General features: G+C 43.3%; 6 protein-coding genes. All 6 read right to left on the bottom strand.

Going from position 1 to position 17,697, the window contains the following annotated elements; translation table 11 throughout:
• Positions 1–3,144: a SusC/RagA family TonB-linked outer membrane protein gene (locus tag V6R21_RS01665; RefSeq protein WP_334240274.1), complete on the bottom strand. Its 3,144-nt coding sequence runs from the start codon at positions 3,142–3,144 to the stop codon at positions 1–3.
• Between the two features lie 918 nt (positions 3,145–4,062).
• A complete protein-coding gene (locus tag V6R21_RS01660; RefSeq protein WP_334240272.1) occupies positions 4,063–4,464 on the bottom strand; it encodes a hypothetical protein in 402 nt (133 codons plus the stop codon).
• A 52-nt stretch (positions 4,465–4,516) separates the two neighbouring features.
• Positions 4,517–9,829: a phosphodiester glycosidase family protein gene (locus tag V6R21_RS01655; protein WP_334240270.1), complete on the bottom strand. Its 5,313-nt coding sequence runs from the start codon at positions 9,827–9,829 to the stop codon at positions 4,517–4,519.
• An 837-nt stretch (positions 9,830–10,666) separates the two neighbouring features.
• Complete coding sequence (locus tag V6R21_RS01650) at positions 10,667–12,205, bottom strand: hypothetical protein (protein ID WP_334240269.1); 1,539 nt, start codon at positions 12,203–12,205, stop codon at positions 10,667–10,669.
• Between the two features lie 302 nt (positions 12,206–12,507).
• On the bottom strand, positions 12,508–13,944 hold the full coding sequence (locus tag V6R21_RS01645; protein WP_334240267.1) for a hypothetical protein: 1,437 nt from the start codon (positions 13,942–13,944) through the stop codon (positions 12,508–12,510).
• A 312-nt stretch (positions 13,945–14,256) separates the two neighbouring features.
• Positions 14,257–17,535: a TonB-dependent receptor gene (locus V6R21_RS01640; protein WP_334240265.1), complete on the bottom strand. Its 3,279-nt coding sequence runs from the start codon at positions 17,533–17,535 to the stop codon at positions 14,257–14,259.
• Positions 17,536–17,697 lie beyond the last annotated feature (162 nt).

Raw genomic sequence — 17,697 nt, 5'->3', positions numbered from 1 at the left:
TTAAAAAGTAATTTGAACACCTCCTGAATAAACAGCTACTGTCGGATAGAATTGGGCACGGTAGTCTGAAGAATTACCTCCAAATGAACCATCGTCATTCATTGGCGCCACCATCTCAGGGTCAAAACCTTCATCAAACCCTGTGAAAGTCAGCAGGTTTTGACCAGATACATATATTCTACACTTTGACATTCCTAGTTTTGACAATGCTTCTTCAGGAAGGTTATAGCCAATCTGTAAGTTTTTCAACCTCAGGTAAGAAGCACTTTGTACCCAGAAATCTGAGATTTGTCCACTTTGTGTATTTTCATTAATAGAGATGCGAGGATATTCGCCATCAGGATTGTTCTCATAGTTGTAGCTGTCTTCCATAAAGTCACGGAAGTTACTATTGATACTTGTTGGATAAATTGACTTACCTACATAGCCATCAATATCGGCCGCACCCTGCCAGAACATTGAAAAGTCCCAGTTCTTGTAAGAGGCATCAAAGTTAACTCCATATGTAATTTTAGGGAGCGTGTTGCCAATGTTAACGATATCCTGATAGTCAATCATGCCATCGCCATTCACATCTTCGAAACGCAAATCTCCAAGTTGTACTTCTCGGGTTTGACCTACACCCCCTGAAGCAATGGCATCTTGTTCACCATTCAATGCTCTGTTATCAAGGTCTACCTGTGCTTGGTCTCTATAGATACCCAATGACCTGTATCCATATATTGACCCAATCGGATCACCTTCTCTAAATGCTTGAGAGTAGTCTGAATAAGCCCCTGCAAGGTTGGTAATCTTGTTCTCAAATCTGGCTACGTTTCCACCAATACTGTACTTGAAACCTCCTTGCGTTTCATCGCTGTACCTGAGGTCTATTTCCCATCCATTGTTCTCCAACTGACCCGCATTGATGAATGGGTTATCCAATCCTGCTGTGGAAGAAACCGGCAACTGAAGCAAAATATCGTCCGTAACTTTCTTGAAAAGGTCAAAACTTGCACCCAATTTTCCGTCAAGGAAATCAATATCAGCACCCAAGTTATAAGTAGTCGTCGTCTCCCATGTAATATCTTCTACCGTCATAGAGTTCTGAGCCTTACCAATCGTCATTTCATTATTGAAAGGGTAGTCTGCAGAACCAATCAATGGAATATAAGGATAGTACCCTGTCACATTCTGATTACCAAGTGTACCTACAGACAACCTCAATTTTAAGTCTGAGATAGTTTTGGTTGATACATTATCAGCAAAGAAGGGTTCTTCTGTAACTCTCCAACCAAGTGATGCTGAAGGGAACAAGGCCCTACGGTTTTCAGGTGCAAATCGTGATGAATTATCAACCCTCAAGTTGACCTCCATCAAATATTTGGAAGAATAGCTATAGTTGAAGCGTCCAAAGTAGGAATGTAGCGCCCAATCATATGCTGTAGATGTACCAATCTGTCCTGACTGATTACCCGGTGCCAGTTCGTTCAATTCATTGTTAGCAAAACCGGTACGTCTTGCACTGATCTCATCATATCTGAAAAACTCTTCAGCAATACCAACCATGGCACCCAGGTTATGACTACCCAGTTCAATTTGGTAGTTGGCTACTAGGTCATTTACCATTCTCAAGTCATTGCTCCAAAGCTCTTCTGCTCTGGCAATAAGTGAATTACTCATAACCTGCCCGTCGTAACGGATAAAATCTTGGTTAGCGTAGAAAGCATTCTGCTCATAGTTACGGTAGTTCATCGAAGTTCTACCTGTGATAGTCATTCCCTTGAAAGGCTTAAAATCAACACTCAAGAAGGATTGTAAAGTATTGGTAAGTCCTTTCAAGTCACCTGTATTCATGTATAGCAGTGGGTTTTCAACAAATCCTCCATCCCAAGGCTTATGAACACCATATGATCCATCTTCATAATAAGCAGGAACAATATTGGGCATATTCATCGCTTGTGTTACCCTCCACCAGTCAGCTGACCTATTACGTTCCTGACGGGTATAGTTCATTTGGGCATTCACCTTGAAATATTTTGATAAGTCTGAAGACATATTCAGCTTAGCATTGTAGCGTTTGTAGTTGTCATTTCCAGTAAAAAATCCATCCTGATCCAAGTAACCTATTGAAGCAAAATATCTTGTTTTATGGTTACCTCCTGAAACATTCAGGTAATGGGACTGCTGAACCGCCGTAGCCTCATATACTTCGTTTATCCAATCAGTATTCGCAAAACGGTATGGGGTTGAGCCGTCTTTAATCTGTTGCAGCATATCATCAGTAAAATAAACTGGTTGTCCATCCAATGGCGCTGCCTCATTTACTTTCAGTGCCCAAGTGTATGAATCCATATATTCAGGACGACGTGTCATGGTTTGTACCCCTACATATCCCTCATAACTCACTCTGGTTTTACCTCCACTACCTTTTTTAGTCGTAACGAGAATAACACCTGCAGCAGCTCTTGCACCATAGATGGAAGCTGACGCTGCATCCTTCAATACTGAGACTGACTCAATATCTCCATTAGAAAGCATACCAAAGTTTTCATATGAGGAAGGAACCCCATCAATTACCACCAAAGGTGCATTGTTACTACCTAAGGTAGTAACCCCTCTAACACGGATCGACGGCATTGAACCTGGCTGCGAATTTTGTGAAGTAATCTGCACACCAGCAATACGACCTTGTAATGCTCCTACAGCGTCTGGTGTTGGCACACCTGACATCACCTCACTATCTACCTGCGAGACTGAGCCTGTCACATTTACTTTCTCCTGAGTACCGTAGCCTACGACGACTACTTCAGAAAGCTCCATCATATCTGGCTCCAACTGTACATTGATAACCGATTGTGTACCTACTTTAATTTCTTGTGACTGATACCCTACAAATGAGAAAAGCAGTACATCATCTGACTTTAGATTTGTGATGGTGTACAAACCATCAAAGTCTGTAATGGTACCTGTGGGTTTGTCCTTAACTGTGATAGATGCACCAGGGATTGGTTCACTATTTTCATCTTTTACTGTTCCTTTGACAGTAATTTGTGCCCAAGCAGATCCTGAAAACAATATCAATATACTCCCTATTAACAGTAAGGATCTCCGATTGATAAAAGGAATCTGTAGCCTTTGCTTTAGTGGTCTAGCATGTTCCATAAAATTATTTTTTCAAATTTTAAAAATGGCTTGAGATGCTCTCCCCCTCTAAAAAATCAGCACATACACTCAACAATAAGCGAACAGTCATAAATCCGCTTACATATACCTATTATTAGTGATAAAATGATTTGAGAAATGCTTGTTTGTGCACATTATAGCTATTCCTTTGCGTAAACATACGCATTCAATTACAAATACCAAACAAACACGATGAATCAAATGTTAATAAGCGTTTACAAATTATCATTATATAAGTCTAAATTACCCACCTAAATCAACATTTTCATTCGTTTTCGGGGCATTTCACCCTACTTAACAAGGGTAAAGGCAACACCTCTTAAAACGTGCACATTATGCATTAACACTTAGTTAAAAACATGCACATATACGCATAAAAGGAAAAATGATTGAAATTCTTATGTCTAAAGAGGGTATATATTGTAATTGTGATAGGAGTCATTGGGAGGTCGAGGCTGTTTTATTGCCAAACAGAGATTTTAATTATTTGTATGAAGAAGGAAGCAACCATTTTCTTTTTTAAAAAATTTAAAAACAGCCAATATCATTATCTTTTAGTCCAAAAAAATTGAGTTGCCCTAAATAAATTCAGAGTAACTCAATTATATGATTTGTTACAGCTTTCTATCTATTATCTCACCTGTAGCTTTACTCCTACTTGACCTCTTACCCTATAATACTCTACCTGTGCAGGTCTTTCAGATACACCTAAATAATACTCTATTGGGGGGTTCAATAGATTATTTGTTTCTGCGTAAATCAATACTTTGTCTGACACCTTGTATGAAGCTGTTAAGTCAAGGCTATTATTTTTACTCTTATTTAGCTTTCACACATAAAAAGCCCCCTGAAAGAAGTTCCTTCAGGGGGTAGAGATATTAAGACACTTGTGATTTTTTATTGCTTGTTCAATATATACGTATAGATCACTGGCCCTTCAAGCAATCGAGCATTCGTTTTGTCAGACCATTGTAGTTTCACCTGCTGCTCAGAGATTTCTAGCTTCTCAAATGATACACCCATCAACTCCTTATTCTCAGTGTTAAAATCACCACTTCCATTCTGAAACCCTGTCGGCATCGGATATATATCTCCATTCCATCCATTTACATTTATCTGCCCATTGGTATAAACCTTATCAAATGTAAGAGTCATCTCAAAAGGCTGTTCTAACTGAACTGGAGAAGCTTCTACTAGCTGATATGTAACAACTGGATCGATCTCCTGGTTATCTGATTTTTCGCATGCTGTAAACATAAGCCCCAGCACAGCTATCCAAATAAAAACTTGTTTCATCATATGTTTATAAAAAAAGGACTTCCCACACTTGGGAAGTCCAATGTCTATTTAATTATAACTTGATCAACTTTCTGACAATGGTGCTTTCATCCACCTTTATCTTCATATAATATAGTCCCTGACTCAGGTGTTCCAGTGAAAACGGCTTGTCATTTTCTGCCATGACCTGATACTCCAATCTTCCGGTTGCACTAAATACTGAAATCTTCAGAATACCCTTTGTATTTGCCTTCACTTTTACCTGATCCGTTACCGGATTAGGGTACATCAGTACAGGTTGTCCATTGACAAGGTCATCAATACCCGTCACTGCCTCTATTGTTAACTCACCTGGCAAATAGTTGATCTCATAGTTTCGCGATTCCAATCCAGAGGCAGTTACCATTGAATCTCCTACAGTAGAGAATAACAGTGCACCTTGCAAGCTGCTTTCATCTTCTCCGTTGACAAAACCCTCATATATTACGATCAAGTTCTGCGGCATTGCTTCACCCTCACTTAAGGTCAGGTCAGGGACATGTACAGTCAGGGATGCCTTCTCAATCGTCATAACTGCTTCAGCATTCATCTCATAACCTGCCTCAAAAGTTTGTGCTACAACTGTGTATTGTCCTGCATTAACTGGGAGTTCTTCATTGCCATTAAAAGTAATAACTGGAGAAAGACTTGCTGGCTCAGTCATAACCTCAGGCATTGCTTGTTTACCGTTGTACTTAAAGTTGAGCTTTCCGAAGCTGATAGACGCTGGTACTGCCCATTCCGACACAGACCCATCTGCTGAGCTGACCAAGTAGAACTTACCTTCTGCCTGATCCAATGCAATCCCCCTAATATCTGAAGTGGCCACATCTGGAAGTTCAAGTGTCCATCCAAGTTGCTTCTGATAATCCCTAAAGATCAGTTGGGCACCAATTTTAGCCTTATTCACCAGTACAAATACACGGCTACCCATTACGGAAGCTACACTGTTAGACGATGCACCACTGTTTTCGAAAGCAATCTCCTCTGCCTGATCAAAGATCAATTTGTCTGTATCAATAGCTCTGTAAACGTTGGCTTTCTGTCCCGAATGTGGCGGTAGGATAATCCTTGAACCATCTTTTGTAATAGCGGCAGCTCTTACCACCGATGGTCTTTCTGCTACCTCAAATTGCTTGATCACCTCATAGGTATCAGCTCCACTTTCTTTCAGTAAGAATTGGCTATTGCCCACAACCGAAGCCAAAAATATACGGCCGGTGGCATCCATTGACGGGTTTGTAAGTGAAGTACCCAAGTTATAATGCCTCAGCACTGTACCGGTATTGGCATCCACCTTCACCAGATTGGAATTATTCATAGAGACTAAAATGTTGCCGTCAATATCAGTACCCAATCCCCTATTGTAGACTGCCGAAAGGCTACTACCATTTGGAAGCATCACAGATGAAATATAGTCATCACTGTAAGTAGCTCCATCAAACTTATGAATAGTACCGTCAGGGTTATGCACCATGATACCCGCAGAGTAGGATACAGACCAGATACGTCCGTTTCCATCAACAGCCACACCATGACCGTTGGCAGCCGAAGTGATACCTGTTTGTTGCTTGTACTGATAATCAGGTGCCAACGTATTGACAAAACCATCAATAGGCTCATTGCTCAAAGCTACTTTCAGTACATGACTTGCTCCTTTTTCAATATGCTTACCATCGGTCACAATCACTCTATGATAGAAAGTTACGGCAACTCCTTCTGTAGCTCCCATATCCGTAAGCAAAGTGTAAAAGTTTTTCTCTGTCTTTAAAGAGTAAGCTGTTTTCTTTCCAGCACTACCTTCCCATACAATTTCCTGAAAGTCCGCATCCTTCGCTAGCTGGTAGAAGTAAGTCACGTTGTTGTGTTCAGCATCAGTAGCAGCACTCCACTCCACATTGAAAATAGCCTCTACATCTCTTACAGGATAAACCTCCTCTGTTTGATGGGAGGTAATGGTTGCCATTTCAGGTGCTGTATTACGTAATGGGTAAATTTGTCCCCTGATCTCACCGTTCGGGTACTGATCTGTTTTCAGCATCACATACAACATTCCCATGTTCATTTGCTCTACCAAGTCTGCCACATTTTCCTGGATGACAGCAGTAAACGTTCCATTCTTTTGATCTGCCGTAGTCACTGTGAAATTGGTAAGCGCCTCACCGCTCTCATCTCCATGCAGACCAAAATAAAGTGCCACTGCGTCATCAGCCTCTGACAATTTGCCTAAAAGGTTATTAAAAGAACCACTGATTTCCAATGTGCCGTTATGTAAGTGAATGTCTACTTCTCCATTTCCTTTAGAGATAACGTTTCTTGAAATATTCAGAGCTGACAATTGAGCTGAGGCATCCCCATGCATCGGGATATCTCTTCTGACCACATAACCGTTGTAACTGATCAAGGCTTCCGGCAATGTCTTCTCTTCCAGCAAAGGCATGTCCTCTGCAAGCTGGTATTGTGTCTCAAATGTTGTATAAATTACAGTATCAACACCGTAAACATTCTCAGAGTCAGCCGCATGGAAAATATCCATCAAGGTCACGGTATTGGTAGGGGCTAGCGTTGAGTTGAGCAGCTGTCTTGGTCCTGATCCAATAGCTCCTGCATTCAAAAGGTCGATGTTACCTCTCTTGGCAGGATAATAGGCATGGTGGTGACCTGAAATATAGGTATGGACATCATATTGTTCCAGTAAAGCCCTGATTTCTTCAGGATTGACCAATGTGTTACCAGTGCCATTTCTCTCAGCTGCCACCGCATAAAGAGGAATGTGTCCTATTACAAATCTCATTTTGGCATTCTGAGCTTCCGATGACTGTAGCTGTGTCTCTACCCAAGCCAGCTCTTCTGCAGTAAAACTTGCCTTTGATGCATCCCATGAAAGGAAGAACAGGTCACTGTTGCCCGGAATTCTGAAAGTGGAGAAGAACGGGTACCTTTCCTCATTAATCGGCTCCCATCCCGGATGGTTACCCGGCGTATTCCAGTAAGCCGCTGCCTCATCCTGTTCCATTTGAAAACCTACCGTACCGTCGTGGTTACCCAATGTAAAGGCAAAAGGAATGGTGGCATCTCTTAGCGGTGAAAATACATCCTGATCAAAACCTGCCCACATTGCCTTCACTTCTTCCTGTGTCAGGGAAGCAGACTGTCCTGCCACCATATCACCACCGCATACTACCATATCAGGGTTCCATATTCTTGGAATCCGCTGCATGATACTATCCACTTGCCATTCATAATCTGTAGCGCCATAACTACCATTCATATCAGAGATAACCGCCAGACGAGTGCTTCCTCTTGCCGGAATTACCTCAGCCTGATACATAATCTCAGCCATGTCACCATTGGATGCTGTAGCACGGAAGAGATACTTGAGTTTGGATTTGGCCGGCGCTTTAACTTGCTGGTTGAAAGTATATTCCTCCACCGCTTGAGTTAAGGTTTCTGACAGTACATTGACGGTATCAATCCCCTTGATTTCGAATACCTCAAGCTTTGACAGGTTTATCCCTGAAAGGTTAGACGCATCCATCCGAACCGGAACTGAGAGCATATGCTGTGTCTGGTGTTTTCCTGTTTCTCCATTCTCTAAAGCAATGTCAAAAGAACGCGATACCGCTATGAAAGTCGCTGATACTTTTCTTCCCAAGTTATCTTCCGCTTCAAAACGGAAACGGTTCTCCCCAAGAGTTACTAGTGTATGTGCAAAATTGTATGTAGCTTCTCTTCCACTTAGGTCATCTACCAAGATCTCTTCTTCTGCTTTGCCATTAATACTATTGAATACCCTTAACTGACTAGCTGTAACACCTGTGTTAGGAGAGGTAAAGTTGATCGTCAAGGCAACCTCACTGTCATTCAGGAAACTGCCTCCATTGCCTTCTGCCACTGCTACTACAGGTACACTCTCTCCTACCTTAGTCAGCCTAATGGCATCGACAGTTACATAGTTACCCGGTGCATTGTTACCAATTATCACCTTATCGCCAGGCCCTAAATGTACGGTACCCAGTTGGTTGAAACGATCAGGGCTTTTGGATTGGTCTGCATAATATACCTCATCCTCCATACCTGCTCTTACTACAGCGTAAGGTGTAGCGTTAGACCTCCATGGAAAACCTGAAGAAGCCCAAGCACCTTCCAACACGTATTCAGCTGCCTGAAATTCCGCTGGCAGGGTATAAGTAGCAGTCTTATCTGGAGAAAGGGATGGATCTACTGTGGGTGCAATCAGGGAGTTGGAAGTTCCATACCACCCTGCCTGAGCAGTTGAAGACCAGCCAGCAGAAGTAGAGAATACCGCCGTGTTTTCAGTATCATAAATTTGTGGTTCTGTACAAATCATCACTACTGATGCAACTGCTCTCATGCCAACAGCATCTGAAGGGCTGGTGATCGCTTTTCCATCAGCCACCATAGAAGAAGAGCCGCCACCGTCCAAATTAATGGCACCCATTGCTCCCAGGCTTTCCATAACAGCTGCCAGTTCAGGCATTGTGACACCAGTCGCAAATCCTGCTTGACGTCCATCTACTACCAGCAGGATCACCTTGCCATCCGCTGTATAACCGATAGCTGTTCTTGGGTGTCTAACATCAACTCCAACACCACTAGCCTCTCCAAAAAATTCTTCCGCATCCGTCACGTTGATCGCTCCGTCGGTGATCAGCATTGGACCTGCTCCAATAGCCATCTCAGGTGTCCAAATTGCCGCTTCAGCAGGTAAGTTGTCCATTGTTGGTTGGGGTCCGAATACATATTCGTACTCGTTGTTATCACCGGGCTCCGGAAATGCGTAAGTGACTTTGCCACCTGTGCCATCTGCTACATCATAAGTCCAAGTAACAGCTGGGCTACCATCCTGTTCAATGCCAAATGCTGCCCTGATAGGGTAAGCTGTCACATTGTTACCAGCAGCATCTGGTCTGGTAACACCGCCAAGTCCAACAGACAATCTCTCACTGTCATTTACTACAAGGCTGACAGATGACGTGCCTCCAAAAAAGCCGCCATTGACTGCAACAAAGGCCTTTTCCAGTCCAGACTGACTTTCCTGATAGCGCTCCAGCGGGGTTTTAAGTCCACCGCCATAAACAGTTTTCAAACCCAGGTTAGGATTAGCAGTCCTATCCAATACTGTATAGACAGCATGGTTAGGTGAACCATCAGGCAGTGTACTGCTGGTTTCATACACTTGTATTCCTTTTGGTAGATGGAGATCAGTCTTGCGTGTCCACTGCCAATTAATGGCAGGTTCTGGCTCCTGAGCAAATAGTTGCGAACTGGCTAAAGCCAGAATGCATACCAGAAAAATTCTGGTTAAGTGGTAAAAATTTCTCATCAGTACGAGTATGGTTTTGGTTTAATGCCACAAAAAAGGAGTGAAAAAAAATCGTAAAGAAATGTAGAAGATGAACTTGATATAAAGTTAAAATAACAGGCTACACACTAACCGTTGGACTTTATTTCTTGGCTTAACATTAACCTCAATTTTACAACATAAACGCTTACGGACAATGTATAGGGAGGGTAGCCGGTCATTATTTTTTCCCTTCTACACATACATCTTGAAGAGCTATGGATAAGCTTTAAGAATGAGTTAAAACAAACTCTTTAACCTACGACAGTATTCTGCCATTCCTCCAATGAGAATACTCGATTCTACATCATGTGACTAATGGAGAAATCAAGAAAGTACTAGCGGAATTTCAAGGACATATGAATGAGAAAAGTTTCCAGACTATCAATTGCATAATATTACCTGACTGGGTATGGATATGGTTAACTAACGTGAATTATGGATTATACCACCCTTTCAGGGCTCAAAAAATCGTTTACATGACAATGGACTAAAGTCCATCGCTGATATATTTTGTACCTTCGGGACTTATGGTCTTATACATTAGCGATATTTTAATCCATAAACTATAAAGGGATTTACTGCATTTACCTTGACAGCTTTTTTATTAGCACAAAAAGGTATAGACCAGTAGCCTATACCTTTTACTTGCTTATTTTCTTATATTCAAACACTCCAAATCTCCATGCCACTAAACAAGCAGAAAGACATGGACCAATAATCCATGCCTTTACCATACTTACTCAGCGTAATCAGAAATCACTTATATCTCCGATTGCCTTATGAAAAACTTTTAACTTACTCATGCACATAGTTTTCTTATAATACTAGAGCAAATACATGCCAAGTGCTACTTTCTTCCAAGTAGACACCTTCCATCTCAGTCCCATCCAACTTAGCTCTTCTTATTACATATTGGTTACTTTCATCTTTAACAGACCAATAGATATATCCAAATTCACTGTCTATAGTAAAATAAGAGGAAGATCCCAATCCACTGTCGCTATCTATGATTTTCTCAAGGGGATCTTTTCCATCCAGGCTTCCTCTCCAAAGTGTTGTACCAGCTGGATTGAACAGAGATTGGTCAGAAATAAAAAGGCTATTGGTTGCCTCATCTGACCGAAGATAAAAAGCGGAGTTAATCAAGCCACTGTCGCCATCATAAAGCTTGACTGGTGTTGCGGTCCCTGATTTATCTCCTCTGTAAACAGCAGGGTTGGTCTCATCAAAACCAATAGTAGACCAGTACAAGGCATCATTGCTCAGAAGCAGCTCTGCCCCTATGGTTATTTGCCCTGGGTAACTGTAAACAGTTTCAGGTGTACCTGTTCCATCCATTGCTGCCCTGTTAATGTTACCATTCAAAGCATCTATCCAGTAGATCATATTGTTGGCTACATCCAACTCTATTTCAATAATAATCATCCCTTCTCCTATGTTGTAAAGCTCCTCTGTAGTGCTTTCTGCAGGATTAGAAATATCTAGCCTAAAAATTCTGTTTTGATAAGCACCATACACCATATTGGTTTCCTTATCAATCACAATATCATCCATCTGCATAACACCTAAATATACCTTTTGCTTCACTCCCTCTTCATCATAGTAAAGCTTATATAATTCTTCGTCTTGAGATATTATCACGCCCCTTACCGTAGAGGGTGGCTCTTGTAAACTAAAGCTGAGGGTATTGCCTACTTCCTCCCCATCCAGGACCACCTTGATGGTAGCAGCGTCAATTGGTAAACCTTTCGGTACCCGTACCTTGATCTCTTTTTGCGCCACTTTCAAAATCTCTGCCTCAATCTCGTTAAAGTAAACAGCGATAGAGTCTGCATATGATAGGTCACTAGTCGTATATTGCGCTACCTTATCCAGTGTAATGCTTACCTCAGAGCCTGCATAGCCACTTTCAGGAAGAACTGCCACCAGTTCGGTCGGCTCATAATCTTGCTCAAAGTCAACCACAAGCTCAGAGCGGTAGGTCTCCAACCCTACCCATATCGCAACATTATACTCACCTGTTGACATCGAAATTTCAAAAGGAACCTTGACGGTCAAGACCTCTTGTCCTCCCTCTTCTGTCACTTCCATCACCTCTAACTGTCTGTCTTGTATCCCAAATTCGGCACCTGCGGTATAAAACTTGACATCATTCTGGGAAGGCTCCTTGTGAAAGCCAGACCCGATGATCTGGAATGGCTCATTGGTTTTAAAAGACCTTGGGCTAATGTCGGTAATCATCAGTTTGTTTTCTCCTTCAATCGACATATCGTCCTCATCATCACAACCGGTAAAAACGGATACCAGCAGGGCCAGCAGCAGCCATGCCCATTGTTTTATGTACATTGTTTTCATCTGTGCTTGTTTTAAAAAATGATTCTTGATTTATGGTTTACTAATTGGTATTAATCACTTCTAGCTTAAGGCAGCAGTATTTATCTTGTCTCTCGGCCTTCTGTTCTTGCGTTTCTAATACTTCCTGTTTGAAATAAGGCAATCATATTTCCGTCTTCCAAGGTATTTCCACCTGAACGATCACATAGGGTCATCCCCACTGGATAGTATTTGTTGGTGAGGGATGTGGGTCCTTGTTTTCTAGCCTATTGCTGGGCAGAAAAAAGGAAAGCAGGAGTTTATCTCCTGCTTTCGGGATACGCTTAGTTAAAGCTTGTCCAGTTGCTGTTAAAATTCCAGTTTTGCACGGCATTGTATCCCATAGCGCCTCGGAAGGTTACCTTGTCAAAGAAAGCATCAGTGCTTACCTTGGCGTTGGTCCAGCTGGCGCCGCTGTTCAACGTTGAACCTGAAATAGGCATTACGCTAAATGTGTCGTTAAATGACCATGAGTTAGCAGTAAGACCCGCTCTTTCTGACATTGCAAAAGTAAAAGGCGATGCAGCTGCATCGCATGTATTTGCAGTCAGTACAGTAAAACCTGAAGTAGCATTGGTGCCTTGCGCACCAGCATAGTTAGGTACAACCAATACGTTGCCGTCAAACTGCAGGTTGGTACCGGCATCTGAAGCCAACTCAAACTGGTAGTTAGGGAAGCCCATAAATACAGAGTTAAAGACGTCCAGTGATGAAGCATCACGCAGGATAGCGCCAGAGTTGTAGGCAGCGTTTACCGTACCTTGAGAACAGTCATTCTTGATAGGGCCGATTACAGTAAAGTTGGCAAATGTGCCGTCTGTAAAATTAGCGGAAGCATCGTCATTGTCACCGTTGGACTCAAAGCCGTTAGCTGGGAAGTCTACATATCTGTTGGCATCTCTAAGTACAATACCGTACTGGATCTTACCAGTATAGCCTTGGTCTGTATCGAAGTCGTCATCCCTGTTACGGTAAGAGATCAAGTATTTTGCATTTACGGTACCTCCAAAGAACTCAAAGCCATCGTCATTGCCATGTGAAACCTGCACGTGGTCAATCACTGTGCCGTTACCAACACCTGCCAACGTTAATCCATTAGTTTCGTTACCATTAGTGAGTGTATTGCCTGCATACTCGATACGTACATACTGCATTACTCCTGAGTTATCAGTCTCTTTGTTACCGCCGTAAGAGTTATCTCCAGTAGTTCCTTCCGGTACCCCTTCAATCTGAGGGTCTGTATCATTATTGCTTACAGGTGCTTTGCCTAGGATCACAACCCCACCCCAATCACCAGGTGCTGGAGCACCTTCATAGGAAGTAAAGATGATTGGGCTTGAAGCTGTTCCTTCTGCCTTGATCTTGGCTCCTCTTTCTATAATTAGGGTACCTGGAGGGGTGCCAGTCGCAGGATCACCTGACAGAGTGCCTTTTTTGCCCTTGATCGTTACACCTGGTTGGATAGTAAGTGTTACTCCTGAAAGTACTCTTACAAACTGGTTCAGCACGTAGGTGTTACCAGCGGTCAGAGTCATATCAGAAGATATCTCTGACACACCAGTTGCATCTGGGTTTTCGCCCAACGTAATCTCAGCCTGTACTGCTGACACTTCACCTTTGGCAACGTCGTCAACCAATTGGTCTGAACATGAATAAAGGAATAGGAGTCCACCTACCATGGCAGACAAAGTAATCTTGGAAAATTTCAAGAATGATTTCATTTTAAAATCTAAGTTTTCTATTAAAATAAGATGGATTATAGCGAGAAGGTGGCACTTCCCGCACAGGTGCCACAGGTTCTGGATAGGTAGGATGGTGGCTACAACCTGCACGGCGGGAGCCCTGCCCCCACAGATGCAAAACTATTCGATACTGTTTGTTGTCTAGGTCTTTATTGTTTTGTGTATTACATCAATCCCTGCCCCACCCTGAGGCAGTTATATTTTTATTCAACCTAAAGGCATTTGATACTAGCTACTCCAACTTGCTCTGCATTAATTCGCTCATTGAGTGAAGCCGAAACCAGACTACATCTAGAGAGAGAAGGTAAACCCTACCGAGTAATAGCTCCCTGGACGGAACTGACTATGAACATGGTCCATTACTTGATATACTGGCTCATCTACCAATTCTCCCTCATCGTTATAGATTTTTCTGACATACTCGTATTGCTTGTCTGGTTCATACTTACCATCCACATTGTTATCCCGATAAAGCCTTACCCATTGGTTAAGCAAATCCTGTACGCCCAGTTTCACTTTCAAGAAAGGCATCAACTGCTGGGTAAAGGTCAGATCCAGTTGGTCACGGGGTAGTTCATAGACAGGCCCTTGCCCAGACTGCCCAGCCGAGACCATGCGTTGGCCGATTCGGTTATAGATCACCGACAGGGTAGTATTCCAGTCAGGCTGTTCAAAGTACAACCCTCCGTTGATTACATAAGGCGAACTGCCCACCATGGCACGTTCTTGTCCTGATTCTGCCCGTGAACTTCCAGTAGTATAAAAGGCGCTTCCAAGGTCTACCTGAGCGTCCACTAAGGCTAGATTAGCGATAATGGAAAAGTACCGCATAGGTTGCCAGGGAATAAAAGAGAGCTTGCGGCGAACTTCTATCTCTATACCTTTAACAGTGGCCCGATCGCTGTTCCCGTAAACAACTACATTATATGGTGCCTGACTTGCACTGTTGGTTATATCAAACAGCTCAATGGGTTGAGATAGATTCTTATAGAAGAGACCTACCGACAAAAACTCTCCTGCAGAAGGGTACCATTCTGCTCTTAGGTCATAGTTATCAATCACGACATCTTCCAATTCAGGATCTCCCACATAGAGTAGGCTTTCTGAAAACTCATAGAAAGTGAAGTTACTGGTCTCCCGCAGGGCTGGACGGTCCAAGGTTCTCCCATAAGTGCCCCGGAGTTTTACCTTTCGGTTAATATTCCAAGTAATGCCTCCCGAAGGCAGCCAGTAGTCCCGTTCAGGACCATTCTCAGTGAGAATCTCCCGATCTAGGTTATCGTAGACCACCCTTTTACCATGCTCAAAACGGACTCCAGCATGTACCTCCAGCTTGCGGTCTAGCAGCGGCAACTCTATGCCCGCATAAACGGCCTGTATCCCAAAATCCACCGAATATCTTCCCTCAGCAAAGTCTCGTTTAATAGTCTTGGTCCAGCCTTCCTCTTCTGCCCCTTCCGGATTATAGATCTCTGTCATATGAAACCAGGGCTGGTAAACATCTTTCACGGGATAAGTATTGGAACCCGGTTTGGAAAAGTATGGCAGGTAATAAAAGGAGTCCATATAGCGGTATCGCTTCTGGTATAGTCCCCCTAGCTTTAGCTTTAGCTGACTGGGCAGCTGCCAGCTATAATCCATCCCATAGTTCTTGCCCATCTCCTCGGTTTCCAAAGTTCCTCTGCGGCTTGTACGGCCACCTTCGTCTGTAATGGTATAAGTCGATTCGCTGTTAAAATCATAGCTCTGGAAGTCCGGCATATCCTCCGTGATCCAGGTGCGGCCCAGGTACCAGCGCAAGTGGTGGCTACCTATGGTATGCTCCCCTTCCAGCTGTCCAGTGAGGAGGTCTCGCTGGGTAAACTCCATATTGATACTATAGTCCTTTGATGCAATGATGGTGGTATCTTGAAATTCCCCTACTGTTAAACTTCGGTTACGCTTGGCAGTTTGGTCCTCCACACTTCGATTATAGAACAGGTTGAATCCAACCTTATGTTGTTCATTTAGCTGGAAAGTTAGGTCTTCCAACAGGCTCAACCTGACGGCCGCATTGTACAGGCTATCATAAAAGGTAAAGTCCTTCTCAATAAATGGTTTTTCTTCTAGGTGGTTATAAGCAGGCCTAGTAATCCCTTGCCGGTACTGCTCAATAAAGCGTTGCTGATTGGTATACCCCACCGAGGTAAGATTGTTGAGGCGGGTAGTTCCTAACTTCCAAGAGTCATAGTAGTTTATCCGGACACGCTTGTCAAAGTTATGGTGACTTTGGGTCAGACTATACGGGTCCGGAAAGTTATCCACCAACTCCTTATTCAGTTCTGGGTAGGTCTGGTAACTGGGCATTTTGAAGCCAGGGTCATAGAGACGCTCATCGTAACGGCGGCCAGTCATTCCCAATCCCAGCAAGTCGCTGTCATTCTTGCCTGTATTGGAATAGATATCTGCAAAAGAACTACCTCCTGTACGGTACTGTCCCGAAATGCCTATTTGCAGGCGGCGTACTGCCCCCGCACTCTTGGTACTGACCTTGACCACTCCTCCAGCAAACTGCCCTGGCAGCTCAGGTGCAGGACTCTTGTATACCGTAACCTGGTCGATAAGCCCGCTGGGCACTAGATCAAAAGCAAAAACACGGCGATTTTGGTCAGTACTTGGTGCTATCATACCATTGAGGTAAGTCATGGTATAGCGGGGGTCCAGCCCACGAATCAATACAAAGTCATTCATCAGGGTAACTCCCGGTACCCGCTTAACCACATCACCGGCATCCCTGTCTAGGCTTTGGCTAATCTGCTGGTTAGATATTCCCGTCACGATGCCCACACTCTCCTGCATCTGGGTAATCAGAGAGACTTCCGTAGAGTTTTCGACTGGCGCATAACGGACATCTATATCTCCTTGCACAACTACTTCCTCCAACTGCTCACTACGTTCAAGCAACCCTATCTCCAGATTGGTAATATTGTCTGCATAGACCCTAACCCCTTCCAGCTGCTTGGATTGATAGCCCAAAAAGGTCACGACCAATGTGTAGGCTCCTTCAGGCAGGTTGTCTATCGTAAAAGTGCCATCAGCCTTAACTACCGCCCCCAATGCTGTACCCAACACGCGTACGTTGGCTCCAATCAGGGGCTCCTCCTTTTTTTGGGCATCATGTACACGACCCATAATCTTGCCGGTTCCCTCACGGGCAACTTTGCGTATCACTATACGATTGTTAATCACCTTATGCTCCAACCCATACGGTTGCAGCAATTGTTGCAACAAGGTACCCAGTTCCATCTCAGGGTAGTTTCCGCGATCCAATTGTAAGCCATCTAACTCAGCAGGGTTATAGACAAACTTAATATGGGTACCCTGAGTCAACTGCTTAAGGGCGTCCTGCAAGTGACACCCCTCACATAGCAGAGATACCCGCCTGTTCAACAAGTCTTGTGTTGGATAGGCTATCACCTGATTCATATTCCAAAGCAGGCTAAACACCAGCAGTACGAGTCCTTGGCGGACAGTGTTTGCTTTCAGCCTTTTGTATTTATTGAGTTCCATTGCTCCATTAATTGGTTTCATTATCCTATTTTTATTGTTATGGTTCCCTGCCAAAAAGTTTAGACAATACAATCCCATTCAGGTCCGCAGACCTGTTTTTTTAAGGACCCATCCGCCTCATCAGCAAACAGTAGGGAGATATTATTGTGTTTGGTTAGTTGCTGTGGTCTTGGCAAAGCCATT

The organism is Limibacter armeniacum (genome assembly GCF_036880985.1).
Lineage (GTDB): Bacteria > Bacteroidota > Bacteroidia > Cytophagales > Flammeovirgaceae > Limibacter > Limibacter armeniacum.
This window is presented reverse-complemented; position numbering and strand designations above follow the sequence as displayed.